The sequence below is a fragment of the Microbacterium sp. genome, assembly GCF_036277215.1.
Classification (GTDB): Bacteria; Actinomycetota; Actinomycetes; order Actinomycetales; family Microbacteriaceae; genus Microbacterium.
In genome coordinates, this window is record NZ_DASUNI010000131.1 from 1 (window position 1) to 25,438 (window position 25,438).

The window sequence follows — 25,438 nt, forward strand, 5'->3', positions numbered from 1 at the left end:
CGACGGTGACGCTGCGTACGCGGATGCCGAGCTTCTCCGCCTCGAAGGCGGTGGCGGCGGTAAGGGCGAGCGAGTCCGGGCCACCTGAAAGCCCCACGACCACCGTCGAACCGGAGTCGAGGCGCACGAGGGCGGTGCGCACGGCCGAGCGGATCTCGGCGACGGCAGGGTCGAGGCTCGGCCGCTGGTCCACGCGCCCACGCTACCTCCCGCCGAGTCCTGGAGCCCCGTGCACAACGACGCTGATCCGGCGTTGAACCGCCGGATTCCGCGATCCGCGGGCGACTTCGTGCACAGATCAGCGACGTTGTGCACGCCCAAGCGCGGTGCCGGCCCACCCGTGCGACCGGCAGGGCCGAATTCCGAAGGCGGAAACGCCGCGGGTAGGCTGGTCCGCGGCATCCCACCCTCATCCAAGGAGCACACGCATGGGCGCACACGACGCCGTCATCGAGATCCCCCGCGGCAGCCGCGTGAAGTACGAAGTCGATCACGGCACCGGGCGCGTGTTCCTCGATCGCGTGCTGTTCACGCCGATGGGGTACCCCGCCGACTACGGATTCTTCGAGAACACCCTCGGCGAAGACGGCGACCCGCTCGACGTGCTCGTGCTGCTGGATGTCACCCTGTTCCCCGGTGTGATGGTCAACGTCCGTCCCGTCGGAGTGCTCAAGATGAAGGACGAGGCCGGCGGCGACGACAAGCTCGTGGCCGTGCTCACGAAGGACCCGCGCTGGAGCCACGTCCAGGACCTCGAAGACGTCCCGGACTACACGAAGAAGGAGATCGAGCACTTCTTCGAGCATTACAAGGACCTCGAGCCGAACAAGTGGGTCAAGGTCGACTCGTGGGCCGGCAAGGCCGAGGCCGACCGCATCCTCGACGAGGCGATCGTCCGCTTCGCGGAGCACGAGGGTCAGACCAAGACGCAGGGTGAGGGCGAAGCACCCAAGACCGTCTGACGCGATCTCGGCGGGCGTCCGTCCCGAGCCCGGCGCCGCTACCGCGAGGTCAGAGCCACACGCCCCGGTCTGCCATGAAGGGCTCCGGGTTCGTGGTGCGGCCGTTGATGTACACCTCGAAGTGCAGATGGCATCCGAACGAGTTGCCGGTCTGACCGGTGGCCGCGATGAGATCGCCGGAGTTGACCCACTGCCCGTGCCCGACGTAGAAGCCGCCGTTGGAGATGTGCGCGTAGCCGGTGGCCTCGCCGCCGCCGTGGTCGATCTTGATGTAGTTGCCGTATCCGCCGTTGTACCCGGCGTAGACCACGGTGCCGGACTGCGCGGCGTAGATCCCCGACCAGCAGGCCTGCCCCAGATCGGTGCCTTCGTGGTAGCCGCTGGAGCAGTAGCCGTTGCCGCACTGCACGTAGCGGGGGCCGTAGCCCGACGACACCCCTCCGCCACCCGGCCTCGACCATCCCGATCCGCTGGTGGAGCCGCCACCACCACCACCACCACCGCCGCCGCCACCGCCACCACCGCCGCCGCCGCCACCGCCGCCTGACGAGCCCGCCGCGGCCGCCTCTTCGGCGGCGCGCCGCTCGGCTTCCGCGCGCAGGGCGGCTTGGCGCTGCTCCTCCGCGATCCGCGCAGCTTCGACTCCGGCCTGGTAGTCGGCGATCGTCTTGGTGGTCGTGTCCTGCAGAGCGGCGAGTTGCGCCTGGAGCGTCGCGAGGTTCGCGGTCTGGGCATCGAGCGCGGCCTGGGCGGCGTTGGCCGCCTCCTGGGCCGCGATCATCTTCTGCTCGGCCTCGGCCTGGAGTCGGTCGCGCTCGGCGCGCGCGATGACGGCCTGGTCGCTGAGGCTCTGAGCGGAGTCGCGCGCAGTGACCGCGTCCGAGTACACGTCGGTGTTCAGCTCGATGAGCTTGTCCATCGTGCCCAGGCGGGCGAGCAGGTCGTCGGTCGTCGCCGCCGAGCCGGCGAAGAACAGCTCGAGCGACGTGTCGTCCCCGCCGTTGCGATAGAGCTGCGCCGCGAGGCGCCCTGCCTTGTTCGCGGACTCCGTGGCTTGCGCGGCCTGCTGATCGGCCTGCGCCTGCAGCTCATCGGCGCGCCGAGCCTGCGCGAAGAAGGCCTGCTGCGCTTCGTAGAAGAGGTCCGACGCGACCTTGGCGGCCTCCTGCGTGCGGGCGACCTCGGCGTTCAGGCTCTGTATCAGCCCCTGGATCTTGGAGACCTCTGCGGCCTTGGCGGCCTCATTGGCCTTCGCAGCCTCCACGTCCTCCCAGGAGGGATAAGTCGCGCCGAACGCTCCCGGCAAGAACGGACCGCCGAGGCCCGCGATCGCGACGACTCCCAGCGCACCGAGCCCGAGGGCGCCGCGGCGGCTGACTGCCGGCCAGAGGGCCCGGCGCTCAGAGGGTGACGGTGCGCAGCCGCACTCGTCCGGGGTGTTCTCGGAGTCCACGCATCCCTCCTCTCTGAAGTCGACTTGGATCACATTAGCAACATGAGTCACAGGCGCAACGGAAAAGTCCTGATGGCCCCTTCATCCTCCCGCTGTTCGGGCCGATGCGCACTGTCCCATTCCACACAGCGCGGAGGCGCGCGACGGGAGGCTCGCCCAGGCGCAGCCAGGACCGGGCGCCGGGTCAGCAGCCCCGCGCCGCCGGCTCGATTGGCGGATGAGCAGCGGATTGCGTATGCTTGAGCGTCGGTAACGGTGAGCCCCCGGGTTCATCCGGCCCCATCGTTTAGCGGCCTAGGACGCCGCCCTTTCACGGCGGTAGCACGGGTTCGAATCCCGTTGGGGTCACTCCCGACACACAACTTCATACGCATGGCCCTGTAGCGCAGTTGGTTAGCGTGCCGCCCTGTCACGGCGGAGGTCGCGGGTTCAAGTCCCGTCAGGGTCGCTCCACGGCGACGGGCCCTTTCTTCGAAGGGGCCTTTCGTCTAGGACGTGACATCTCCGGATGCCGCGCGGCTCTGTAGCTCAGTTGGTAGAGCGCACGACTGAAAATCGTGAGGTCACGGGATCGACGCCCGTCGGAGCCACTGAGACCCTCTTCTGGCTTCTACAGGAGGGGGTTTCTTCATTCCGCCGGACTTCATTCCTGAAGACGGACGCCCGCCCCGCGGACCGCATCCCATTGACGACGGATGCCGGACCCGGAAGTCTTTTCCCGGGTTCGCGCAGTGCGGCATGGAGGGGGCGGTCGGCATGGCGATGTCCGAGAGAGCTGTCAGAGCCAAGGCCTCGATCGACCGGGTGACGGCGTACCTCGCCCGCATGCAGTCCCTCACTCAGGATCCCGACGCCCTGGACTTCACCTTCGGCAATCCGCACGAGATGGCTCTGCCCGGCCTCACGGATGCCATGCGCGACCAGCTCGAGCCGAGGTCCGTCGACTGGTACGCCTACAAGACGAACGAGTGGTCCGCACAGGAGGCGGTGGCAGAAGGGATCCGCGCCGAACTCGCCCTGGACTTCGAGCCGGAGGACATCGCGATGACGCAGGGGGCTTTCGGCGCGATCGCGCTCGCGCTCGCGCTGGTCGCCGATGCGGGCGACGAGGTCGTCATCCCGGTGCCCGGGTGGTTCTGCTACGACCCGATGCTCCACGCGGCGAATCTGGTTCCCGTTCCGGCCGCGCTGGACACCACCGACTTCTCGCTCGATGTCGACGCGATCGCGGATGCGATCACACCGCGCACGCGCGTGGTCATCGTCAACTCGCCGTCGAATCCGACCGGCAGGGTCTTCCCGCGGGGGACGTGGGACGCGCTCGCGGCCGTGCTCGAACGCGCGTCGCGCACTTCCGGACGCCGGATCTGGCTGCTGTCGGACGAGCCGTACCGGCGGATCCGCTTCGACGGCATCGGCTTCACGACCCCCGCGGTGTCGTATCCGTGGACGATGATCGCCTACAGCTACGGCAAGGTCCTGCTGGCACCCGGTCAGCGATTGGGTTACCTCGCGCTCTCACCGCTGCTTCCCGCAGCCGAGCGGGAGGAGCTGCGCGACGCGCTGATGCCGCTCCAGCTCGCCATCGGCTGGAACTTCCCCAACGCGCTCATGCAGTACAGCGTTCCGGCGCTGGAGGGAGTGTCCATCGACATGGCGGAGCTGACCCGCAAGCGCGACCGGCTCTACGATGCCCTCAGCGACGCGGGTTACACGCTCACCCGCCCCGAGGGGACGTTCTATCTGTGGGGCCGCGCGCCCGGCGGTGACTCCGACGCGTATTGCGATGCCTTGGCCGAGCGCGGCATCTACCTCATGACGGGCACGATCTTCGACAGGCCCGAGCACTTCCGCATCTCGCTCACGGCGACGATGGACACGATCGAGCGCGCTCTGCCGCAACTCGTCGCGGCGCGGCGGTAGCGCGACACTGCGGCGGGTCGGCCGTCACTCGTCAAGCGAGACGTCGACCTGGATCTCGGCCGCGAGCTGCTCGAGCGCCGACCGCACCTCGTCGATCCCGACGGATGCCGGCACCTTCGCCGCGATCGTCGCCTCGAACAGGCGCCCACCCGACATCGCGGCGTCACGAGTTTCGGTGGTCATCCGCTCGATGCTCAGGCCATGGGCGCTGAGCGTCGAGGAGACCTCGCGCACGATGCCGGGGTGATCGTTGCCCAGCACGCGGAAGGCGAAAGAGCGCGGGGCTGCCGCATCCGTCGACGAGTCGCCGGTGTGCGTCGCGATCGTCAGCAGACCGTCGAGCTCAGTGAGCGCCGTCCGCAGCTCCTCCACCCGGCCCGTCGCGACGGAGACCTCGATGATGCCCGCGAACGCGCCGCCCAGCTCGGCGAGCTGACTGTTCTCCCAGTTGCCGCCATGGGCGGTGACGACGTCCGCCACGGCTGCGACGAGGCCCTGGCGATCGTCTCCGACGACGGTGAGCACGAGCGTTGTCATGGGGCTCAGCGTAGCGAGGCGGAACGTCGGCGTGACGGGGAACGGCCTCGCCGTTCCCCGGTTCTCAGGGACCAAGCCCTACGATGAGGCGGTGAGGCGCCTGTCCGACAGTCGGAGCGCCGCCTGTCATCGGGATAAGGGCTGTGACCGACTCTCCACCAATCCGTCCGCGCACACGTGGCGTCTCACCTCGCGTCCGCCGGCGCCGCCGACTGGTGACCTTCCTCGCGGCGGTTCTCCTGATCGCCGGCATCGTCACGACGGTGTCGGTTCTGGCCGCGACACGTGGCGCGCAGGATGCCACGGCGGGACCATCGCCGTCCGCTCCCGCGCCAGCGGTGACTCCGTCGCCCGCAACGCCGGCTGACCCGTCCTCGCCTGCCCAGGCGCTCCTCGCGAGCACCGACGACCCGGAGGCCTGCGCGGTCACCTTCGAGGGTGAGGGCATCTCCGCGGAGCCTGCGCTGCAGAAACAGGGCGTGCTGTACGCCGACCTCCCGGTTCCGCAGCGCGACGGCATGGTGTTCGCCGGCTGGTACGCGACGCCGGAGGATGCCTCGGCGTTCGCCGTGCCGGGCCGGGTCAACGGCTCCGAGCCGGTCGCGTGCACCGATCGCGAGACCACCCTCTACGGCTCATGGAAGACGCCCGACGAGAACGCCGCGGAAGACGCGCGCATCCCGATTCTGATGTACCACCAGTTCACCGCGCGTCCGGAGGGCGAGGACGGCTGGCTGCGCGGCAACTACGCCTACATCGGCGATTTCGAAGCCCACATGGAGCACATTGCCTCGACCGGCTTCTACCTGCCGACGTGGGACGAGCTGAGCGCCTTCATCGACGGTCGGCTCTATCTCCCGAGCCACTCGGTGATCATCACCGACGACGACTGCGACATCACCTGGCTCGAGATGGGTATGCCCATCGTGATCGAGAAGGAGCTCCTGAGCACCGCGTTCTGCATCACGATCGACGGCACCGGGCCCTCCCCGTCGATGTACGTCCAGCAGCGTTCGCACACCCACAACATGCACACCGCGGGGGCGAACGGTCAGGGGCGCATCGTCAACTGGACTGCCGAGGAGATCGCCGCCGACATGGAGACGTCGGCCGCGGTGCTGGGCGGCGTCAAGCAGGTGATGGCGTATCCCTTCGGTCACTACAACGACACCGCCAAGGAAGGGCTGCGCGAGGCGGGGTTCGAGATGGCCCGCACGATCGAGCCCGGTTACGTGACGATCGGCACGGACAAGCTCGCGATGCCCACCATCCGGATCAACTACGGCATGGGGCTGGACTCGCTCGTCGGACTGATCGGCTGAACCGAGCCGGCCTCCGCCGCTCACTCCGGCCCAGGCTAGAGCTCGCCGGGAGACATCGCCTGCGCGTCGAGCTCCTCGACGAACTGGCGTGCCCGGCTGGTCCGCGCTCCGGCCTTCCGCGGCGCGTAGACCACCAGCGAGTGGAACACGAACCGGACGATGAAGGCGGCGAAGAGCGTGATGGCGGTTGCGATCACACTGGAGAAGTGTCCACCCGTGACCATCAGCGCCACGATCGGGATCCGGATCAGAAGCTCCGCGTTGTTGAACGTGAACGACTTCGCGAATCGCGACCAGACGTTGGATGCCTGGCCTCTCATGTCCTGGAACACGAACCGCTCGATCAGCAGGAAGTTCCCGATGATGGTGATCTCGGAGGCGATGATCGCCGCGGCGATGTAGTTGACGCCCAGCTGCGTGAGGGCCCACACGATGGCGACGTTCGCAATGGCCCCCAGGCCGCCGATGACGGCGAACAGCGACATCTTTCCGAAGCGCAGCGCTGTCAGCTGCGTCAGGAAGTGGAAGCCCTGGCGCATGGACGCCTTGGACGACCCGGCGTGTCGGCCGGCGAAATCGAACGGCACCTCGGCGACGCGGAGGTTCTTGCGCGCCAGGATCTCGAGCAGGATCTTGAATCCGCGCGGTCGGAGGGTGGCGGCATCCACAGCCCGGCGATCGATCAGGAAGAATCCGGTCATCGGGTCGGAGACGTCCTTGAGCCGAATGGGGAACATGGCGCGTGTGAGCACGGTCGAGGCCTTCGACACGAGCACCCGCGTCCGATCGGCCAGACCCGCGGACGTTCCGTCGCCGGCATACCGCGACGCGACCACCACGTCGACGTCCCCCTCCGCGTACCGGGCGTAGATGTCGCGGATCTCCTCGGGCGGATGCTGCAGGTCGGCGTCCATCACGAGACAGGCGTCCGCCGCGGCGGCCGCGAGACCCTCGAGGACGGCGCCGCCGAGACCCCCGGTGCGGCGCTCCCGGTGGATCAGCCGGATGGGCAGTCCAGCGGATGCTGCGACCTCCCGCACCACGTCCGGGGTGGCATCGGTGCTGTCGTCCACGAAGATCATCTCCGCGTCGATTCCACGGGTTTCGGCCGTGACACGACGAACGAGCTCCGCGACGTTGGGAGCCTCGTTGTAGGTCGGAACGATGATCGAGAGCTGCATGAGAGATTCCATCGTCGCATGTGCCCACACCCTCCCGGCATCCGGTGCACCGAGGACAACGCTCGTCCAGCGGCTACCCAGTCGGGTACTCGTAGGCTTGTCGGATGACTTCCTCCCCCTCCACCCTCACGGTCTTCGGCGCGGACTGGTGCCGCGACTGCGTCCGCACGAAGACCCAGCTCGACGGACTGGGTGTCGTCTACGACTACGTCGACCTCGTATCGGACCCGGCCGCCGCCGACGTCGCCCGCGAGATCTCGGGCCGGACGAGCATTCCGGTGGTCGTGTACCCGGACTCCTCTCACCACGTCGAGCCGACCAACGCGGACGTCGAGTCCAAGCTCCGCGAGCTCTCCCTCATCTGACGCCGGTCCGCTGCGCTCACTACGCTGAGAGGGTGAGCGAAGGCGTCGAACGCAATACGCGCGCGATCGAGGGATCGGTCGTCACCGACTTCTCGGATCGCATGAGCTACGGCGGCTACCTCGAGCTGGACACGCTCCTGGCGGCGCAGCATCCGCTCAGTTCACCTGAGCACCACGACGAGCTGCTGTTCATCATCCAGCACCAGACGACCGAGCTGTGGCTGAAGCTGGTCCTGCACGAGCTGTCCGCCGCCTGCCGGTTCCTCCGCGAAGACGAGCTCGGCCGTGCGCTCAAGTGCATCGCCCGCGTGAAGCACATCCAGCGCACGCTGACCGAGCAATGGTCGGTGCTGGCGACGCTGACACCGGCGGAATACGCCCAGTTCCGTGGCGTCCTCGGCAACGCCAGCGGGTTCCAGTCCGCGCAGTACCGCGCGGTGGAGTTCACCCTCGGCAACAAGAACGCCGGCATGCTGCGGGTGTTCGAGGCCGACCCGGCAGCCGAGCTGCTGGTGCGTCAGGCGCTGGAGGCGCCGAGCCTGTACGACGAGTTCCTGCGGCTGCTCGCCCGGGCGGGTTATCCGATCCCCGCCGAGGTGCTCGAGCGCGACGTCACGCAGGCGTGGACCTTCACGCAGGAGCTCGTTCCGATCTTCGCCTCCGTCTACGAAGACCCGCAGGCGCACTGGGCGGCCTACGAGACCTGCGAAGAGCTGGTCGACCTCGAGGACAACTTCCAGCTGTGGCGCTTCCGGCACCTCAAGACGGTGGACCGGATCATCGGCTTCAAGACCGGCACCGGAGGATCGAGCGGCGTGCCCTTCCTGCAGAAGGCCCTCGAACTCACGTTCTTCCCCGAGCTGTTCGCCGTACGCACCGAGATCGGTTCGTGACGGATGCCGCACCACGACCCCTTCGCGCTCCGCGAGCTCCTCGGCGATGACGCCCGGCTGTGCCGGCGCGCGATCAGCCTCCAAGCGGGCGTTGCGCTGCCGCCGTTCGTGGATCACCACGTGCACCTGCATCTGATCGACGAGCGTGCGCTGGGCGGCCGCGGGATCGCCGGCGTACTCGATCTCGGCGGCGACCCGGTCGAACTCGCCCGGCGCCCGATCGAGGGCATGCCTCGCCTGGCATATGCCGGTGCTTTTCTCACCTCTCCCGGGGGATACCCGATGGGACGCGCGTGGACGCCGCCCGCCGCAGTCCGCGAGGTGAGCGATCCGTCCGACCATCCCGGTGTCGCGGGCGGCGCCGCGACCGCGGTCGACGAGCAGGCCTCGTTCGGGGCATCCGTCGTCAAGGTCGCCTTGAACGCGGACGGCGGGACAGTTCTCGACCCCGGCACGCTGTCGGCGATCCTCGGCGCCGCGCGGGGGCACGGACTGCCGGTGGTCGCGCATGCGGAAGGCAGCGGAATGGTCCGGATCGCGATCGAGGCAGGCGTCGACGCATTGGCCCACGCGCCCTTCAGCGAGCTGCTCGACCCGGAGCTCATCCAGGCCGCGGTCGTCAGCGGCCAGCGGTGGATCTCCACCCTCGACATCCATCGCGAGGACCGGGACGCCGATCGGATCGCACGCATGAATCTGGAGCGCTTCGTATCGGCCGGCGGAGTCGTCCTCTACGGCACCGACCTCGGCAACGGCGACCTGCCGGTGGGAGTGAACGCGCGCGAACTGACCGCGCTGCATTCGGCCGGCTTGCGTGGCACCGATCTGCTGGACGCCCTCACAGATCCTTGGCCCCGCTCCGAGCGCTCACAGGGCGTCGCCACATTCGTGCCCGGCGCGCCACCCGCCGACGTCGACGCCATCCCCGCCTGGCTCGGCGGCGCGACCGTCGTCCCCACAGAGGAGCTGATCTCCGATGACCACGGTTGACGACCCCTCGTCCCATCGCGTCGCGGCCTTCCCATCCGCGCTCGCAGCCGAAGCATCCGCTCTGGACGCTGCCGACCCGCTCGCGCCGCTGCGCGACGAGTTCATCGGCTCCGAGACGTCGCTCGTCTACTTCGACGGCAACTCGCTCGGCAGACCGCTGCGCCGTTCCGCCGAGCGCCTCCACCGATTCGTGCACGAGCAGTGGGGTGGCCGCCTGATCCGCGGCTGGGACGAGTCGTGGATGGCGCTGCCGTTCGAGATCGGCGACGCCGTCGGCCGCGCGGCGATCGGGGCGGCGCCCGGCCAGACGGTCATCGGCGACTCGACGACAGTCCTCCTCTACAAGCTGATCCGCGCTGCGTTCGACGCGCAGCACGCCGGGGACGACCGCCGGGTGGAGATCATCGCCGACACCGACAACTTCCCCACCGACCGCTACCTGGTCGAGGGCATCGCGGCTGAGCGCGGCGGGCGCGTCCGGTGGATCACCGTGGATCGCTTCTCAGGAGTGAGCCCGGATGCGCTCCGCGAGGCGCTCAGCCCGCGGACGGCGGTGGTGGTGCTGAGTCACGTCGCGTATCGCTCCGGATTCCTGGCGGATGCCCCGGAACTGACCCGCCTCACACACGACGCGGGCGCGCTGATCCTGTGGGACCTGTGCCACTCCGCCGGCTCCGTCGCGGTCGAGGCGGATGCCTGGGACTTCGACCTGGCGGTCGGATGCACCTACAAGTATCTGAACGGCGGTCCCGGCTCACCGGCGTTCGCCTATGTCGCGCACCGCCACCAGGACAGGCTCGCCCAGCCGATCCAGGGCTGGATGGGCGCCGCGGACGTCTTCGCGATGGGACCCGAGTACGTGCCCGCCGCGGGCATGCGGCGGTTCCTCTCGGGCACGCCCCCGATCGTCGGGATGCTTGCGCTGCAGGACACGCTCGCGCTGCTCGACGAGGTCGGCATCGATGCCGTGCGGGCGAAGTCGATCGCGCTCACCGGCTTCGCGGTGCGACTCACCGACGAGCTGCTCGCCCCGCTGGGGGTGACAGTGGCGTCTCCCCGCGATCCGGCGGACCGCGGCGGGCACGTGACTCTCCAGCATCCGTCGATGCGCGCCGTGACGGCGCGGCTGTGGAAGGGTGACGTGATCCCCGACTACCGCGACCCCGAGGGCCTCCGGATCGGTCTCTCGCCGCTGTCGACGAGCTTCGCCGAGACGCTCTCCGGCATGGTCGCCGTCCGCGACGCGGTGATCGCCGAGGGCCCCTGATCCGGGCGGGGCTGAGATCAAGACCCACCCAGGCTGGCACTGGGTTCCACGACGTATGCTGGAGCCTCCCGCCCGAAGGAGAGCGCCGTGACGCCCACCGGCAAGTCAGCACCCGCGAACCCTGCCCCCGCGGATACTGCCGCCCGCACCGCGGCGCTGCCGGAGGCGGAGCGCGAGAGGCTCGACGCCGCGATCGCCGACCTCCGCACCGGCGCACGGGCCTGGTCGCACCTCACCCTGGGCCAGCGCGCCCGCCTGCTCGAGCGCCTGCACGCCACGACCGCCGCGAACGCCGAGGAATGGGCCGAGACGGCAGCGCTCGTGACAGGTCTCGGGCCCGGTCATCCCCGGCGCGGAGAGGAATGGCTGCCCGGACCGTACGCCGCGCTCGTCGCCGTGCAGGCCTACCGGGAGAGTCTGGAGGCCCTCGCGAAGGGCGGGAGTCCCCTCGACGGTGTGAAGCTGGATGCCGCACCCGGGGGTCGCCTGCGGGCGCACGCGTTTCCGCTGCACGCCGAGGACGCCGTCCTCGTCGCGGGCCACACCGGCGAGGTCTGGTTCGAATCCGGGGTCACGGCGACCGAGGCGCGGGCGTCCGCCGGACTCGCCCAGCTGCATCCCACCCGCGGCGGCGGGGTCGGACTCGTCCTCGGCGCGGGGAACGTCACGTCCATCCCGGTGCTCGACCTGCTGTACGAACTGCTCGCGTACAACCGGGTGGTCCTGCTCAAGATCAACCCGACGCAGGACGCGCTGATGCCGGTCTACGAGCGAGTGCTCGCGCCGCTCATCGAGCCGGGGTTCCTGCGGATCGTGCGCGGCGGGGGTGACGTCGGCGCCTACCTGACGGGCCACGACGGCATCGACCACGTGCACATCACGGGTGCGACTGCGACCTTCGACGCGATCGTCTGGGGGACGGGAGCGCCCGCGGTCCGTCGACGCCGCGAAGGACGACCGCAGCTGGCGAAGCCGATCACCGCCGAACTCGGCGGCGTCTCGCCGGTCATCGTCGTGCCCGGCACGTGGACGGACGCCGACCTCCGCTACCAGGCCGAGCACATCGTGACCATGCGGCTGTACAACAGCGGTCACAACTGCCTGGCCGGCCAGGTCGTCCTCCTCAGCTCCGACTGGCCGCAGCGGGATGCGTTCCTCTCGGCACTGAGGTCGGCCTTCGACGACGCACCCGACCGTCCGATCTGGTACCCGCACAGCGATCGCAAGCTGGATGCCGCGGCATCCAGCTATCCGAGCGCGACCCGACGGGGGACTGCGAGCCGGCTGCTGATCGAGGTCGGGCCGGGGGAGGATGCGACCGCGCTGGAGACCACCGAGTACTTCGCGCCCGTGCTCGGCGTCGTGGAGCTCCGCGGGAACGGGCAGGAGTTCCTCGACGCCGCCGTCGACCACGCGAACGACAGGATCGCGGGCACGCTCGGAGCCAACATCCTGATCGATCCGGACACTCTCGAGGCCCTCGGCGACGGCGTCGAGCGGGCGATCGCGGAGCTGCGGTACGGCGCCGTCTCGGTCAACTCGTGGACCGCGCTCGCGTTCCTCACACCGACCCTGACGTGGGGCGGGCACCCGGGCGCCACGATCGAAGACGCGCAGAGCGGCATCGGCATCGTCCACAACGCGCTTCTGCTCGACCGGGTGGAGCGGTCGGTGACCCGCGGCCCGTTCCGCCCGTTCCCGCGGTCGATCCCGCAGGGACTGCGGTCGCGCCGCCTGTCGGCCGCCGTGGTGCTGCCCAAGCCGCCGTGGTTCGTGCACTCCCGCACCGGGGCGACCGTCAGCGAGGGATTCACGCGCTACCGGATGGACGGCGACGTCGCCCGGCTTGCGGGCACGTTCGTCCAGGCACTCCGGGCATGAGCGCGTCGCGGCGTCCGGCTCGCGACCTGACGGCCGACTACATCGTCGTCGGCGCGGGATCGGCCGGCGCGGCGCTGGCCGCGCGTCTGTCCGAGGACCCCGCCGTATCGGTGCTGCTGCTCGAAGCCGGAGGTCCTGACACGGCGCTCGAGCTGCACGTGCCGGCCGCGTTCAAGAAGCTCTTCCGCGGTGCGTACGACTGGAACTACGACACCGTTCCGCAGCCCGCGCTGGAGAACCGCTCGGTCTACTGGCCGCGCGGCAAGACGCTCGGCGGCTCGTCGTCACTGAACGCCATGATGTGGATCCGCGGATTCGCTGCCGACTACGACGACTGGGCGGATGCCGCCGGCGAGCGCTGGTCGTGGCGTGCGCTCGTGCCGTACTTCCACCGCGTCGAGCGCACCGAAGACCCGGCGGATCCGACGCAGGGCTCGCACGGCCCGCAGCACGTCCAGCATCAGCGCGACCCGCGTGCGCACACCACGGCGTTCCTGAACGCGGCGCGCGAGGCCGGGCACGCGCTCACCGCACCGAACCTCCCCGAGGCACAGGGCTTCGCCCAGACCATGGTGTCTCAGCGACGCGGCGCTCGTGCCTCGACCGCAGATGCGTACCTGCGGCCCGCCAAGCGTCGCCGGAACCTCCGCGTCGTCACCGGCGCGTTCGCGCGGAGGGTCACCTTCACCCGGACTGCGCCGCACGCAGACCCGACGGCGCCGCGCGCGACCGGCGTCTACGTCGATATCGACGGGGTGACCCGGCACGCGGTCGCCCGGCGCGAGGTGATCCTCGCCGGGGGCACCGTGAACACGCCGCAGCTGCTGATGCTGTCGGGCATCGGGCCGGCCGGGCATCTCGCCGAGCACGGCATCCCGGTTGTGGTCGACAGCGCGGAGGTGGGCGCGAACCTACAGGACCATCTCGTCGCGGGTCTCGCGCCCGCGGCGAAGAGCGGCACGCTGTTCGGCGCCGAAACGGTCGGCGAGCTCGCTCGCTACCTGACGACACGACGCGGGATGCTGACCTCGAACGTGGGAGAGGCCTACGGGTACGTGCGCACGGAGGTCGCGGAGCGCACCGGGATGGCGGACGCACTTCCCGACATCGAGATACTCTTCGCGCCCGGCCCGTTCGTGGGCGAGGGCCTGGTGCCGCTTCCCGCCGAGGGACTGACGGTGGCGGCGATCCTGCTCCGGCCACGCAGCCGCGGCACGATCCGGCTTCGCTCCGCCGACCCGCGCGACAAGCCCGCGATCGATCCGAACTACCTCAGCGATCCTGACGGCATCGACGAAGCGACCCTGCTCGCGGGCATCGCAGCGTGCGAGCGCCTGCTCGCGACCGACGCGCTGCGCGCCGTGATGACGGGCGGCTGGGTGGTGCCCGAAGGCGGGGAGAACATGACGGCGGCCGAGCGGGCTCAGCTGTCGCTCCGGCGCTACTCGCACACGCTCTATCACCCCATCGGCACGGCGCGCATGGGATCGGATGCCGGATCGGTCGTCGACCCCGAACTGCGGGTCCGCGGAGTCGACGGATTGCGGGTGGCCGATGCCTCGGTCATCCCGTCGCTGATCCGCGGCCACACCAATGCGGCGGCGATCGTCATCGGCGAGGTCGCCGCCGACCTGATCCGAGGGCGGCAGCCGCAGCGGAGCGCCGCGAGCTCCTAGCCGCTCGCCTTCCTCTTCGCCTTCTGCGACCCGGCCTTCTGCGGCACGGCCGCCGGAGCATCCGCCGCGAAGCGGTCGGTCGCCGCGACGAGAGCCGCCGCGATCCCGGGCTCGCTGGCCGAATGCCCGGCGTCGTCGACGACGATCAGCTCGGCATCCGGCCACGCCCGATGCAGATCCCAAGCCGTCATGATCGGCGTGCAGATGTCGTAGCGCCCCTGCACGATGACACCCGGGATGCCGCGCAGCGAGCCCGCGTCGTCGATCAGCTGCTGTTCGCGGAACCAGCCGTCGTGCAGGAAGAAGTGGTTCTCGATCCGCGCGAACGCGGTCGCGGCCGCCGGCTCGGTCATCTCCGCGACGAGCTGCGGATCGGGGCGCAGCGTCAGGGTGGCGGCCTCCCACTGCGTCCACGCGACCGCCGCGGGCGTGTGGACGGCCGGATCCGGGTTGCTGAGCCGGCGATGGTAGGCCTCGATGATGCGTGAGCGCTCGAGCACCGGGATGGCGCCGATGAAGTCCTCCCACAGATCGGGGAAGAGGGCGGACGCGCCGCCCTCGTAGAACCACTCCAGCTCGTGGCGGCGCAGCGTGAAGATGCCGCGGAGCACGAGTTCGGTGACGGACTGCGGGTGCGTCTCGGCGTACGCCAGCGCGAGCGCGCTTCCCCACGAGCCGCCGAAGACCTGCCAGCGGGCGATCCCGAGGTTGCGCCGCAGCAGCTCGATGTCGGCGACCAGGTGCCACGTCGTGTTGAAGCGCAGGTCCGCGGCGGGGTCACTCGCGTGCGGGGTGCTCAGACCGCACCCGCGCTGATCGAAGAGGACGATGCGGTACTTGGCGGGGTCGAAGAACCGCCGGTGCCAGGGGGATGTCGAGGCGCCCGGACCGCCGTGCAGGAACACCACCGGTTTGCCCTGCGGGTTGCCGCTCTGCTCCCAGTAGACGCGGTGCCCGTCGCCGACGAGCAGCTGTCCGGTCTCGTACGGCTCGATCGGCGGGTAGAGGCAGTCGAGCTCGCTCGGTGCGGTCACAGGCTGCTTCCCGGAACCGAGAACGTGTCGCACGCGCCGACGCCCTGCTCGAAGCCGGTGGTGAACCACTGTGCGCGCTGCTCGCTGGAGCCGTGCGTCCAGGTCTCGGGGTTCACGGCGCCCCCGGACTGCTGCTGGATGTGGTCGTCGCCGACGGTCTCGGCCGCGTTGAGCGCGTCGTTGATCTGCTGCGGAGTCGGGGTCTGAAGGTACGGCACCCCGTTCGCATCGAGCTGGTTCGCCGCGTCCGCGACCCACGCCCCGGCGAAGCAGTCCGCCTGCAGCTCGGTTCGCACCCCGTTGCTGTCCTCGCCCGTGCCGTTGTTCGGGTACTGCTGCATGATCCCGGTGATCTGCTGGATGTGGTGACCGTACTCGTGCGCCAGCACGTACAGCTGGGCGAGCGGCCCCGCGGTGGCGTCGAACTGCTCGCGCAGTAGTGCGAAGAAGGTCGGATCGACGTAGATCGACTCCTCCGGCGGGCAATAGAACGGCCCGGTCGCGTTGGAGGCGGTGCCGCACTGGGTGCCCGTGGATCCATCGACGATGATGAGCTGCGGCTCTCGATATCCCTGCACCGTGGCTCCCCAGAACTGGTTGATCGACAGGGATGCCGCGGCGAGCCGGCAATCGTCGCGGGCGTTGGCGTCCGCGCCGGTCTCGCACTGCGCGATCTCGGTGCCGCTGCCCGATTCCTGAGGCACGCCGCCGCCACCGAGCAGACCCGAGATGTCGGTGCCCGTGAACAGCTGGAACAGCAGCACCGCGATGGCACCGAGCCCCGCGATGCCACCGCCGGCGACGGCCACGCCGGCACCACGGCGCCGGGCGGTGTTGCCGCCGACGCTCGCGTTGTCGTTGAAAGTCATGCCGTAAACGTACCCGCGCACGCCCGCTGGGGCGAAGACCCCTCGCGGGCCGCTGCGGGTCCGGTAAAGTGCGCACACCCCGTGATCTCCCCGGCAACGGCCTTTCGCCCGCGTGAACCAACGAGAGCCGGGGGAATAGGCTCGGGGCATGGCGCCATCTGCTGTGCGTGGCCCCGCCGCGACCACCGTCACGATCACCGGCGCGGGCGGGCAGATCGGGTACGCCCTCCTCTTCCGGATCGCGGCCGGAGAGATGCTCGGCCCCGACCGCCCAGTGCGGCTGAGGCTGCTCGAGATCGCCCAGGGCGTGCGCAGCGCCGAAGGCGCCGCACTCGAACTGCAGGACTGCGCATTCCCGCTGCTGCGGGAGGTGGACGTGGCGGACGATCCGCTCGCGGCGTTCGACGGATGCGACATCGCCCTGCTCGTCGGCGCCCGCCCACGCGGTCCTGGCATGGAGCGCGCCGACCTGCTCGCCGCGAACGCCGGCATCTTCGGGCCGCAGGGCGCGGCCATCAACGCCGTCGCTGCGGACGGTGTGCGCGTCGTGGCGGTCGGAAACCCTGCCAACACCAACGCGCTGATCGCCGCGGCATCCGCACCGGACGTGCCGGCCGATCGCTTCACCGCACTGACCCGGCTCGATCACAACCGCGCACTGGGCCAGCTCAGCGCAGCCCTGGGCTCGCCGCCCGACGAGATCAGCGGGCTCGCGATCTGGGGCAACCATTCGGCGACGCAATTCCCGGACGTCTCGCACGCCGTGGTTCGCGGCGAGCCGGTGATCGACGCGCTGGCAGCACGTTTCGGCGGCCGCGACACGGCGGATGCGTGGCTGGACGACATCTTCATCCCGCGCGTCGCGCGTCGCGGCGCCGAGATCATCGACGTGCGCGGATCGTCGTCGGTCGCATCCGCCGCGCACGCCGCGATCGAGCACGTGCGCGACGAGCAGGCCGGCACGGCCTGGACGTCGGCAGCGGTCGTGTCGCGCGGCGAGTACGGCATCCCGGAGGGCCTCGTCTGCTCATTCCCGGTCTCGTCGGACGGCGGCGGGTATCGCGTGATCGAGGGCCTCCCGATCGACGACCGATCCCGCGCGCGCATCGACGTCTCTGTCGCCGAACTCGTCGCAGAGCGCGACGCCGTGCGGGCCCTCGGAGTTCTGTAGCGGCATGGAGGCGCTCGTCATCGCGGTCGTGGGGGTGATCGTGGTCGCACTCGCGACCGCCCTCGGACCCCGCATCGGCATCGCGGGTCCGCTCGCCCTCGTCGCGATCGGGGCGGGTGTGAGTCTTCTCCCGTTCGTGCCGCCTCAGCAGATCGACCCCGAGATCATCCTGGTCGGCGTTCTTCCGCCGCTGCTCTACTCGTCGGCCGTCTCGCTTCCGGCGATCGAATTCCGTCGCGACTTCCGGCCCATCGCGGGGTTGTCGATCCTCCTCGTCCTGGTCAGCGCGGCCGCCCTCGCCTGCTTCTTCCTGCTCGTGATCCCGGAGATGGATCTGTACCTCGCGATCGCGCTCGGCGCGATCCTGAGCCCGACGGATGCCGTGGCCACCTCGATCGTGAAGAAGCTCGGGATCTCGCCGCGCGTCGTGACGATGCTCGAGGGCGAGAGCCTGCTCAACGACGCGACCTCTCTCGTGCTGCTGCGCACGGCCGTCGCCGCGATCGCGGTCGGCAGCGTTCCGGTGGGCGGCGCACTCTGGGCGTTCGGCTGGGGTGTCGTCATCGCCGTGGTCATCGGCGCGCTGGTGGGCCTGCTCGCCCTGCGCGCCAGAGCATGGGTGGCCCACTCGGCGGCCAACACCGCGTTGAGCTTCGTGGTGCCCTTCGTCGCGTACCTTCCCACCGAGCAGCTCGGCGGCTCGGGACTGGTCGCGGCCGTCGTGGCCGGAATCGTGACCGGCCAGGGCGCCGCGCGCTGGTTCACCCCCGAGCAGCGCCTCTCGGACGAGCTCAACTGGCGGACCGTGGAGCTCATGCTCGAGGGTGCGGTGTTCCTCGTGATGGGGCTCGAGCTCAAGGAGATCGTCGAGGCCAACCTCGCAGCCGACCAGGGCCTCGGGCATGCCGCCTGGCTGGCGGCCGCCGCGGTCGGGATCATCCTCCTGGTGCGGTCGGGCTACGTCGCCGTGCTCGTCTCATCGCAGGGGCGTCGGGCGCGTCGGCTCAACCGGGAGCGGCTGGAGAGCTTCACCGTGCGGATCGACGAGGCTGCCGCGCACGCACCGCCGGGCAACGCGGGTCGCCGCGGGCCGGCGTCGCCCGAGCGACGAGAGCGGCGCCTGCAGCAGATGCGCACCCGGGTCACCCGGGCTCTCGCCGACCTCGACTACTACCAGTCCTCGCCACTGGGATGGAAGCACGGGACCGTCATCGTGTGGGCGGGCATGCGCGGCGTCGTCACCCTGGCCGCCGCCCAAACGCTGCCGCGCGACACACCGGAGCGGGCACTCCTGGTGTTCGTGGCGTTCCTCGTCGCGGTGGGCAGCCTCATGCTGCAAGGCTTCACGCTGCCGTGGCTGGTGCGCATGCTGAAGCTCGAGGGGTCGGGCAGGTCCGGCCCATCGGCCGAGGAGCAGCGCCGTCTGGGCGATGAGATGCGGGTGGCGGCGGCATCCGGCATCGCCTCGGGCGCACTCGTGCGCAGGGACGGCTCGGCGTTCTCGGCCGAGCTGCTCGACACGGTCGGGTCGCGGATGACGCAGCCTCCCGACGACGACGTGTCGACACGGGCGAAGGACGTGCTCGAGCTGCGCCTTGCGCTCATCGGAGCCATGCGAGTGCGCTTGAACGCGCTGTCGCGCGACGGCGCGTTCAGCACCGCTGCTCTGCGCCATGCGCTCGCTGAACTCGATGCCGACCAGCTCAGCCTCGAGCTTCGACTCGACGATGAGGACTGACCGCCCTGCCGTGTCGGTGGCCCCGCGGTATCCACACGTCCGCGGCCGAGGGAGAATGGACGCATGAGTGAGACGACGGATGCCGCGGTGAGGCGTTCGTCGGCGCTCGCCGACGATCCGCACGCGGAGACCAGCCCCCTGCACCTGCCGCACCAGGCCGCGGACTGCCCGAAGTGCTTCACCGAGCTGCAGCGCGATCACGACTGGTGGCTGGCTCGCCCGGCGGGCTCGCGACTGGTCGGTCTGGTGATCTCGCGCGACGACATGCCCAGCGTGGTCGAGCAGCGCGACGAGCTGACGCGCTTCGGCGTGCCGATCGAGGGCTTCCGCCACCCGTCGCCCGAGACGCTCGAGTCGTGGGAGGAGCGCCTCGTGCGCCTGTTCGGCACGCTCCGCACGGGTGACGTGCTCGTCGTGGCGACCGTTCATGCGCTCGGCCGCGACATCGACGAGGAGACGCGGACCGTGGCCGAGCTGCACCGACGCGGAGTCGTCGTCAAGGTGCTCGAGCACGGCGGTCGGCACCTGTACGACGCGGGGCGCTGACCGGCGGGATTCGGTGGGTCGCTTCGTGGGGTCATCCACGTGCTTGGCTTGGCGCATTCCGGCGCTTCGAGGCGCCGAGATGACGATTCGCGCCAGGCGAGCAGGGTGACGGAGCGCTCGGTTGACGCGTTCCGTCGCACGGCGGCGCTCAAGGGACGTTTCGCGCCAAGTGAGCAGCGCATCAAGAGCGCTCGGGTGCGGCGTCTCGCTACGGTCGCTCCGGCCCTCGCTCAACGACCGGAGCTTTGCCGGCGCGCCGGCGCGGTCAGGCTCCCACGTACGCCTTGAGGTGCTTCGCCGTGAGCGTCCTGCCCTTCGTGACCAGGTCCGCCGGGGTGCCCTCGAAGACGATCGTGCCGCCGTCGTGGCCGGCGCCGGGACCGATGTCGATGATCCAATCCGCGTGGGCCATCACCGCCTGGTGGTGCTCGATCACGATGACCGAGTTGCCCGCCTCGACGAGTCGGTCGAGCATCGCGAGCATGTTCTCGACGTCGGCGAGATGCAGACCGGTCGTCGGATCGTCGAGCACGTAGATCGCGCCCTTCTTGGCCATCGAGATGGCGAGCTTGAGCCGCTGTCGCTCGCCGCCGGAGAGGGTGTTCAGGGCCTGACCGAGGGTGATGTAGCCGAGGCCGACGTCGATCATGCGCACGAGGATCGCGTGCGCCGGGCCTTTGCCCAGGAACTCCGCTGCTTCGGATGCCGACATCGCGAGCACCTCGGCGATGTTCCTGCCGTCGAGCCGGTACTCGAGGACCTCGTCGCTGAAACCCGAGCCGCCGCACAGCTCGCAGAGGGTCTCGACCGTCTGGGTGAACCCGAGCGTCGTGATGATCACGCCGAGCCCGCGGCAGGCCGGGCACGCGCCCTCGGAGTTGGCGCTGAACAGGGCCGGCTTCACGCCGTTCGCCTTCGCGAAGGCCGACCGGATCGTGTCGAGGATGCCGGTGTAGGTCGCCGGGCTGCTGCGGCGGTTGCCCTTGATGGGCGCCTGGTCGACGACGATCACGTCGTCGAAGGCGGGGACGTTCCCGTGGATCAGCGAGGACTTGCCCGAACCGGCCACGCCGGTGACCACCGTGAGGATGCCGAGCGGAACGTCCACGTCGACGTCCTTGAGGTTGTGCTGCGTCGCACCGCGGATCTCGAGCGCGCCCTTGCGCTCGCGCGTGGAGTCCTTGAGCTTCGCGCGGTCGTCCAGGTGGCGGCCTGTGATCGTGCCCGACGACCGGAGCCCTTCGACGCTGCCGGTGTACTGGATCTCGCCACCGGCGCGACCCGCCCCGGGCCCCAGGTCGACGATGTGATCGGCGATCTCGATGACTTCGGGCTTGTGCTCGACGACGAGCACGGTGTTGCCCTTGTCGCGCAGCAGCTTCAGCAGCGCGTTCATTCGCTGGATGTCGTGAGGATGAAGGCCCGCGGTCGGCTCGTCGAAGACGTAGCTGATGTCGGTGAGGGCCGACCCGAGGTGGCGGATCATCTTGGTGCGCTGGGCCTCGCCGCCCGACAGTGTGCCCGACGACCGGTCCAGCGAGAGGTACCCGAGTCCGATGTCGACGAAGGAGTCGATCGTCGCCCGCAGGCCCGCCATGAGCGGTGCGACCTCGGCGTCGTCGACGGTGGCCAGCCACGCGGCGAGATCCGTGATCTGCATCGCCGCGGCATCCGCGATGTTGACGCCCTTGATCTTCGACGAGCGGGCGCCCTCGTTCAGCCGGGTGCCGCCGCAATCGGGGCAGGCGGTGAACTTGACGGCCCGCTCGACGAAGGCGCGGATGTGGGGCTGCAGTGAGTCCCGGTCCTTCTGCAGCAGGGACTTGGTGATCTTCGGGACCAGTCCCTCGTAGGTCATGTTGAAGTCCCGCAGCTTGACCTTCGTGGGCTCCTTGTAGAGGAAGTCCTGGCGCTCCTGCTCGGTGTAGTCCTGGATCGGCTTGTTCGCGTCGACGAACCCCGATTCGGTGAAACCCTTCACCATCCACCCGTCGACGTTGTAGCCGGGGACGGTGATCGCGCCGTCTGCCAGCGACTTCGTCTTGTCGAACAGCTCGTCCAGATCGATGTCGCTCGCCTCGCCGAGGCCCTCGCACCGGGGGCACATGCCGCCGGTGATCTCGAACGAGCGCCGCTCCTTGACCTTCTTGCCGCCCCTTTCGAACGTGACGGCTCCCGCCCCCGACACTGACGGGATGTTGAACGAGAAGGCCTGCGGCGAACCGACGTGCGGCTGCCCGAGGCGGCTGAATAGGATCCGCAGCATGGCCTGCGCGTCGGTCGCGGTTCCGACCGTCGAGCGAGAGTTCGCCCCCATCCGCTCCTGGTCCACGATGATCGCGGGGCTGACGTTCTCGAGTGCGTCCACCTCCGGACGACTCAGCTGACCCATGAACTGCTGCACGAAGGTCGGATAGGTCTCGTTGATCAGCCGCTGCGACTCGTTCGCGATCGTGCCGAAGACGAGCGAGGATTTGCCCGAGCCGCTCACCCCCGTGAAGACGGTCAGGCGCCGCTTCGGGATCTCGACGTCGACGTTCTTCAGGTTGTTCTCGCGGGCCCCGACGACGCGGATCACCGCGTGCGAATCGGCGACATGGGCGGATGCTGGGCCTTGCGTCATGTGCGGTTCCTCCGGCGAATCAGACTAGCGCCCAGTCTGGCCGCCCCCGCGGACAGCATCCGTCCGCAATCGGATGCCGTCACTCCGCGTCGTTGCCCGCTGCCCCGCCGTGCTCGAACGGCGACACGATGCCCTCGTATGCGAGGTGGGTCACCATGCCCAAGGCAGCGTGCTCGAGATTGTGGCAGTGATCCATCCAGATGCCGGGGTTGTCGGCGACGAGTGCTACCTTCCACACCTGCCCGGGACCGACGTCGAACGAGTCGAGCCAGATCGGGCCCGCCGGTCGCCGTCCGTCGATCTCGAGGAGGAGCACGCGGTGGCCGTGCGGATGCATCGGATGGACCTCGAGCCCGCGGTTGACGATCGTCACCTCGACGGTGTCGCCCTCGTCGACCACCGTCGGCTCGATGTGCGGATAGACCAGTCCGTCCACCGTGTAGGCATATGCCGGGCCGTCGGTGGTGAGCCGCGGCAGCCGGTCGAGCACCATCGTGCGCTGGACGTCGAACGGCTCCTGCGCCCACTCGGGCATCGGGCCGGCGCCGTAGGTCAGGGGGTCGAACACGGCGCGGGCGCGAACGGCCTCCGGCGCCGCCGCGTCGTCGGCCGGAACGAGTCCGAGATACGCGCTCCGCGATGCGGCATCCGTCACCCGTACACCGTCCTCGGGCATCGTGAAACCGAGGTCGTAACGGCCCCCGGCCGGGATCTGGATCGAGACGCCCTGGAGCTCGCCCGGGTCGTGCAGGTCCGCGCCGTCGATGGCGAGCACCCGGAAGGCGGCGCCGGTGACGGCCAGCGTGTGCGTGGTCTGATCGGTGTTGACCAGCCGCAGCCGCACCTCCGTGCCGGGCGGGACCGTCTGCAGCAGGGCCTCGTCGGTCTTGCCCAGCACCAGGCGGCCTCCGAAGGTGTGCAGCGGCACCGCGAGATCCACCTCGGCGCGCGACTGGTCCGCGGGATGGACGACGAGCGTCCCGTAGAGCCCTTTCACCACGCCCGTGGATGACCGCTGATGGGTGTGGTACCAGAACGTGCCGGGCTCGATGGCTTCGAACCGGTAGGTGTAGCTGTCGCCCGGGGCCACGGCATCCTGTGTCACGCCGGCGACGCCGTCCTGGCCGCCCGGCACCGCGACGCCGTGCCAGTGGATGGTGACACCCTCGTCGATGTCGCGGTTCGAGAGGGTGACCTCCACGAGGTCCCCCTCGGTCGCCTCCAGGGCGGGACCACCGACTTCGCCGTACGTCCACGCGTCGACCTGTGCACCCGACGGGAGTTCGACGGGAGTGCGCGCCGCCTCCAGGCGGTAGGTCACATCCGCAGCACGGCCCGGGTCTTCGCGCAGCTGTGTGACCGACGTGACGGTACGGCTTCCCGGAATGCCCTGGGCCACCCCGCTGTCGTGCGCGTGAGCCGCCTCGAGGGGGCCGGGTGCCGCCTCGGCGGCGAGTGACAGCCCGGTTGCGGTGAGGACGACGGCGGCCGCAGCCGCGATGACCGTCGTGAGCGGGCGGCGGGCTCGCCGCTGCGACAGGGCGAGCGCCGCGATGGCGGTCGCCCCGAGCACGGCGACGACCACGGCGGCGGCAGCCCATGCCGACAGGGGCGCTCCGAGGACGAAGGCGACGAACGCGCCGGCGGCGCCGGCGAACGCGCCGCCCCACGCGGCGATCCGGGACGACGTCGATGCTGCGCCGCCCGCCCGCAGGTCGCGTGCGGCGGACACGGCGAACCACACGAGCGCCGCGACGGCCAGCGGTGCTGACGTCATCACGCGGTCAGCGGCGAACCACCAGTCCCTGGCCCACAGCGCGACGACAGCGGCCTGCGTCCCGACGGTGGCCATAGCGGCGCCTGCGGCGAGTCCCCACCACGCCGGATGCCGCACCGGTGCGGCGGATGTCGCCACAGCACCCCAGCACACCGCGCTGCCCAGGCCGAGGGCGAGCGCGATGAGCTGGAGTGCGGTCGCACTCACGGCGAGGTGGCGGCGGGTGCGTCAGTCCGGTCGGCGACGGTCTCGGCGGTCGGCGTGGAACGCCATGCGAGCACCCATGCGCGGCGGGCGATGACGCTCGTCAGGGCGAGGATCGCCACGCCGTTCAGCGCGTGCAGGCTCGCGGTGAGGGTCGCGGCGAGCGGGATCTCGGCCGACTCCGGGCTGACATTGAAGATCACGCCGGTCAAGATGAAGATCACGGTCTGCAGTGCGAGCAGCAGGATCGCGATGACCGTGAGCCAGATGGTCCGCTTGCCCGCGCGTGCGATCGCTGCCGTGATGAGCGACAGGATGAACAGGATCGGCAGCACGATGCGGCCGTTGTTGCCGTGGATGCCGAACAGACCCTCTTCGGGAATGCTGAACACGCCGACTCCTGCGAAATAGAACTGGAGCACGACAGCGAGCACCGCGAGGATGCTGACGATCGAGAAGACCTTGCGCACAGTGACACTCCTTCGGGTATGCGGATCGGACGGCGACGCAAGGTGCGTCGACGACTGTCAGGAGGGCGGACTGCCGCTCCCCGATACATCGTGTTGCTCCAGGGCCCGCGCGGCGCACTCAGAGAGACCACCCGCGACGAACGTCGCTGCAGATTTCCCCATCACGCCCCCCAGGCGTTCTCAGCAATCGGAAGATGCAGGCTTCCGTCTGTCGTCGTGGAATTGTGACAGCGGATTCCCTCGCCCCGCAAGACCCCCGCGGCCGAGATCGGTGGAAAAGATGCGACGGCCGTCATACAAGCCGGGTCGCCGTGACCACCACGGCATTTCACGTCTCCGCGGGCGAGTCGGCCGCATCCATGCTTTCGAGCATCGTCCGCTCGATGATGCCGACGGAGTCATACGCCGCCAGAGCGGTCGCTACCTCGGCGACCCGGCCTCTCATAGCGGCGTCCTTCCGCACGCGCGCGGCTCCTCGCGAGATGGCACGCGCCGAGGGGTGTTCGGAGCGCAGATCCACCGCCAGCCCGCGATAGGCGAGTCGGGCGTTGATGTC

The 25,438-nt window shown here is 69.8% G+C and carries 20 protein-coding genes, 3 tRNA genes and 2 pseudogenes; 15 read left to right on the plus strand and 10 right to left on the minus strand.

Annotated features, from left to right (window positions below; all coding sequences use genetic code 11):
- Positions 1-193, minus strand: a pseudogene (locus tag VFX99_RS06730) (tRNA(Ile)-lysidine synthetase); the annotation flags it as partial.
- A gap of 235 nt (positions 194-428) precedes the next feature.
- Between VFX99_RS06730 and ppa the strand changes: the two are divergent.
- Positions 429-962: an inorganic diphosphatase gene (gene ppa, locus VFX99_RS06735; RefSeq protein ID WP_329665540.1), complete on the plus strand. Its 534-nt coding sequence runs from the start codon at positions 429-431 to the stop codon at positions 960-962.
- A 49-nt stretch (positions 963-1,011) separates the two neighbouring features.
- On the opposite strand, the gene VFX99_RS06740 is transcribed toward ppa, so the two are convergent.
- The gene (locus tag VFX99_RS06740; RefSeq protein WP_329665541.1) at positions 1,012-2,415 is read right to left on the minus strand and encodes a M23 family metallopeptidase; all 1,404 of its coding nucleotides are present in this window, start codon (positions 2,413-2,415) and stop codon (positions 1,012-1,014) included.
- 275 nt (positions 2,416-2,690) lie between these two features.
- On the opposite strand from VFX99_RS06740, the gene VFX99_RS06745 reads away from it, so the two are divergent.
- From VFX99_RS06745 to VFX99_RS06760, 4 genes are all read left to right on the plus strand, one after another.
- A tRNA-Glu gene (locus tag VFX99_RS06745) sits at positions 2,691-2,763 on the plus strand.
- 26 nt (positions 2,764-2,789) lie between these two features.
- Positions 2,790-2,863: transfer RNA gene (locus tag VFX99_RS06750), tRNA-Asp, on the plus strand.
- Positions 2,864-2,932: 69 nt separating this feature from the next.
- A tRNA-Phe gene (locus tag VFX99_RS06755) sits at positions 2,933-3,005 on the plus strand.
- A gap of 172 nt (positions 3,006-3,177) precedes the next feature.
- Positions 3,178-4,338 (plus strand): aminotransferase class I/II-fold pyridoxal phosphate-dependent enzyme, encoded by a 1,161-nt coding sequence (locus tag VFX99_RS06760; RefSeq protein ID WP_329665542.1) that lies wholly within the window; start codon positions 3,178-3,180, stop codon positions 4,336-4,338.
- Positions 4,339-4,362: 24 nt separating this feature from the next.
- On the opposite strand, the gene VFX99_RS06765 is transcribed toward VFX99_RS06760, so the two are convergent.
- Positions 4,363-4,875 carry a glycine cleavage system protein R gene (locus VFX99_RS06765; RefSeq protein WP_329665543.1) on the minus strand — a complete coding sequence of 171 codons (513 nt, stop codon included), beginning with the start codon at positions 4,873-4,875 and terminating at the stop codon, positions 4,363-4,365.
- Between the two features lie 215 nt (positions 4,876-5,090).
- On the opposite strand from VFX99_RS06765, the gene VFX99_RS06770 reads away from it, so the two are divergent.
- Complete coding sequence (locus tag VFX99_RS06770) at positions 5,091-6,197, plus strand: xylanase (RefSeq protein ID WP_329665544.1); 1,107 nt, start codon at positions 5,091-5,093, stop codon at positions 6,195-6,197.
- A gap of 35 nt (positions 6,198-6,232) precedes the next feature.
- Here the strand turns inward: VFX99_RS06770 and VFX99_RS06775 are convergent, their stop codons facing one another.
- The gene (locus VFX99_RS06775) at positions 6,233-7,378 is read right to left on the minus strand and encodes a glycosyltransferase family 2 protein (RefSeq protein ID WP_329665545.1); all 1,146 of its coding nucleotides are present in this window, start codon (positions 7,376-7,378) and stop codon (positions 6,233-6,235) included.
- Positions 7,379-7,482: 104 nt separating this feature from the next.
- On the opposite strand from VFX99_RS06775, the gene VFX99_RS06780 reads away from it, so the two are divergent.
- The 6 genes from VFX99_RS06780 to VFX99_RS06805 all read left to right on the plus strand — a co-directional run bounded on the left by VFX99_RS06780 (position 7,483) and on the right by VFX99_RS06805 (position 14,450).
- A complete protein-coding gene (locus VFX99_RS06780; RefSeq protein ID WP_329665546.1) occupies positions 7,483-7,743 on the plus strand; it encodes a glutaredoxin family protein in 261 nt (86 codons plus the stop codon).
- A gap of 101 nt (positions 7,744-7,844) precedes the next feature.
- Positions 7,845-8,636 (plus strand): tryptophan 2,3-dioxygenase, encoded by a 792-nt coding sequence (gene kynA, locus VFX99_RS06785; protein WP_414684330.1) that lies wholly within the window; start codon positions 7,845-7,847, stop codon positions 8,634-8,636.
- A gap of 3 nt (positions 8,637-8,639) precedes the next feature.
- On the plus strand, positions 8,640-9,626 hold the full coding sequence (locus VFX99_RS06790) for a hypothetical protein (protein WP_329665548.1): 987 nt from the start codon (positions 8,640-8,642) through the stop codon (positions 9,624-9,626).
- Complete coding sequence (locus VFX99_RS06795; RefSeq protein ID WP_329665549.1) at positions 9,613-10,893, plus strand: kynureninase; 1,281 nt, start codon at positions 9,613-9,615, stop codon at positions 10,891-10,893. The genes VFX99_RS06790 and VFX99_RS06795 overlap by 14 nt, the downstream gene beginning before the upstream one ends.
- 87 nt (positions 10,894-10,980) lie before the next feature.
- On the plus strand, positions 10,981-12,774 hold the full coding sequence (locus VFX99_RS06800) for an aldehyde dehydrogenase family protein (RefSeq protein WP_329665550.1): 1,794 nt from the start codon (positions 10,981-10,983) through the stop codon (positions 12,772-12,774).
- Positions 12,771-14,450 carry a GMC family oxidoreductase gene (locus VFX99_RS06805; protein ID WP_329665551.1) on the plus strand — a complete coding sequence of 560 codons (1,680 nt, stop codon included), beginning with the start codon at positions 12,771-12,773 and terminating at the stop codon, positions 14,448-14,450. Before VFX99_RS06800 ends, VFX99_RS06805 begins: the two co-directional genes overlap by 4 nt.
- On the opposite strand, the gene pip is transcribed toward VFX99_RS06805, so the two are convergent.
- Together pip and ypfJ are read right to left on the minus strand one after the other, a co-directional pair.
- Positions 14,447-15,484 carry a prolyl aminopeptidase gene (pip, locus tag VFX99_RS06810; protein ID WP_329665552.1) on the minus strand — a complete coding sequence of 346 codons (1,038 nt, stop codon included), beginning with the start codon at positions 15,482-15,484 and terminating at the stop codon, positions 14,447-14,449. The genes VFX99_RS06805 and pip overlap by 4 nt on opposite strands.
- A complete protein-coding gene (gene ypfJ, locus VFX99_RS06815) occupies positions 15,481-16,353 on the minus strand; it encodes a KPN_02809 family neutral zinc metallopeptidase (RefSeq protein ID WP_329665553.1) in 873 nt (290 codons plus the stop codon). Before ypfJ ends, pip begins: the two co-directional genes overlap by 4 nt.
- A 148-nt stretch (positions 16,354-16,501) precedes the next feature.
- Here ypfJ and VFX99_RS06820 point away from each other — a divergent pair, with 148 nt between their 5' ends.
- The 3 genes from VFX99_RS06820 to VFX99_RS06830 all read left to right on the plus strand — a co-directional run bounded on the left by VFX99_RS06820 (position 16,502) and on the right by VFX99_RS06830 (position 19,808).
- Positions 16,502-17,524 (plus strand): malate dehydrogenase, encoded by a 1,023-nt coding sequence (locus VFX99_RS06820; RefSeq protein ID WP_329665554.1) that lies wholly within the window; start codon positions 16,502-16,504, stop codon positions 17,522-17,524.
- A gap of 4 nt (positions 17,525-17,528) precedes the next feature.
- Entirely contained in the window at positions 17,529-19,262 is a 1,734-nt protein-coding gene (locus VFX99_RS06825) for a sodium:proton antiporter (RefSeq protein ID WP_329665555.1), read from the plus strand.
- Positions 19,263-19,325: 63 nt separating this feature from the next.
- On the plus strand, positions 19,326-19,808 hold the full coding sequence (locus tag VFX99_RS06830; RefSeq protein WP_329665556.1) for a recombinase family protein: 483 nt from the start codon (positions 19,326-19,328) through the stop codon (positions 19,806-19,808).
- A gap of 265 nt (positions 19,809-20,073) precedes the next feature.
- Here the strand turns inward: VFX99_RS06830 and VFX99_RS06835 are convergent, their stop codons facing one another.
- The 4 genes and pseudogenes from VFX99_RS06835 to VFX99_RS06850 form a co-directional block, all read right to left on the minus strand.
- A complete protein-coding gene (locus VFX99_RS06835; RefSeq protein WP_329665557.1) occupies positions 20,074-22,431 on the minus strand; it encodes an excinuclease ABC subunit UvrA in 2,358 nt (785 codons plus the stop codon).
- Positions 22,432-22,510: 79 nt separating this feature from the next.
- Positions 22,511-24,415 carry a multicopper oxidase family protein gene (locus tag VFX99_RS06840; protein ID WP_329665558.1) on the minus strand — a complete coding sequence of 635 codons (1,905 nt, stop codon included), beginning with the start codon at positions 24,413-24,415 and terminating at the stop codon, positions 22,511-22,513.
- Positions 24,412-24,882: a DUF6220 domain-containing protein gene (locus VFX99_RS06845; protein ID WP_329665559.1), complete on the minus strand. Its 471-nt coding sequence runs from the start codon at positions 24,880-24,882 to the stop codon at positions 24,412-24,414. Before VFX99_RS06845 ends, VFX99_RS06840 begins: the two co-directional genes overlap by 4 nt.
- A gap of 328 nt (positions 24,883-25,210) precedes the next feature.
- Positions 25,211-25,438 (minus strand): annotated as a pseudogene (locus VFX99_RS06850) (hypothetical protein); the annotation flags it as partial.

Coding starts and splice junctions, on each gene's coding strand:
- ppa (WP_329665540.1), top strand. CDS start 429: ATGGGCGCACACGACGCCGTCATCGAGATCCCCCGCGGCAGCCGCGTG.
- VFX99_RS06760 (WP_329665542.1), top strand. CDS start 3,178: ATGTCCGAGAGAGCTGTCAGAGCCAAGGCCTCGATCGACCGGGTGACG.
- VFX99_RS06765 (WP_329665543.1), bottom strand. CDS start 4,875: ATGACAACGCTCGTGCTCACCGTCGTCGGAGACGATCGCCAGGGCCTC.
- VFX99_RS06775 (WP_329665545.1), bottom strand. CDS start 7,378: ATGCAGCTCTCGATCATCGTTCCGACCTACAACGAGGCTCCCAACGTC.
- VFX99_RS06780 (WP_329665546.1), top strand. CDS start 7,483: ATGACTTCCTCCCCCTCCACCCTCACGGTCTTCGGCGCGGACTGGTGC.
- kynA (WP_414684330.1), top strand. CDS start 7,845: ATGAGCTACGGCGGCTACCTCGAGCTGGACACGCTCCTGGCGGCGCAG.
- VFX99_RS06790 (WP_329665548.1), top strand. CDS start 8,640: ATGCCGCACCACGACCCCTTCGCGCTCCGCGAGCTCCTCGGCGATGAC.
- VFX99_RS06795 (WP_329665549.1), top strand. CDS start 9,613: ATGACCACGGTTGACGACCCCTCGTCCCATCGCGTCGCGGCCTTCCCA.
- VFX99_RS06805 (WP_329665551.1), top strand. CDS start 12,771: ATGAGCGCGTCGCGGCGTCCGGCTCGCGACCTGACGGCCGACTACATC.
- ypfJ (WP_329665553.1), bottom strand. CDS start 16,353: ATGACTTTCAACGACAACGCGAGCGTCGGCGGCAACACCGCCCGGCGC.
- VFX99_RS06820 (WP_329665554.1), top strand. CDS start 16,502: ATGGCGCCATCTGCTGTGCGTGGCCCCGCCGCGACCACCGTCACGATC.
- VFX99_RS06825 (WP_329665555.1), top strand. CDS start 17,529: ATGGAGGCGCTCGTCATCGCGGTCGTGGGGGTGATCGTGGTCGCACTC.
- VFX99_RS06830 (WP_329665556.1), top strand. CDS start 19,326: ATGAGTGAGACGACGGATGCCGCGGTGAGGCGTTCGTCGGCGCTCGCC.
- VFX99_RS06835 (WP_329665557.1), bottom strand. CDS start 22,431: ATGACGCAAGGCCCAGCATCCGCCCATGTCGCCGATTCGCACGCGGTG.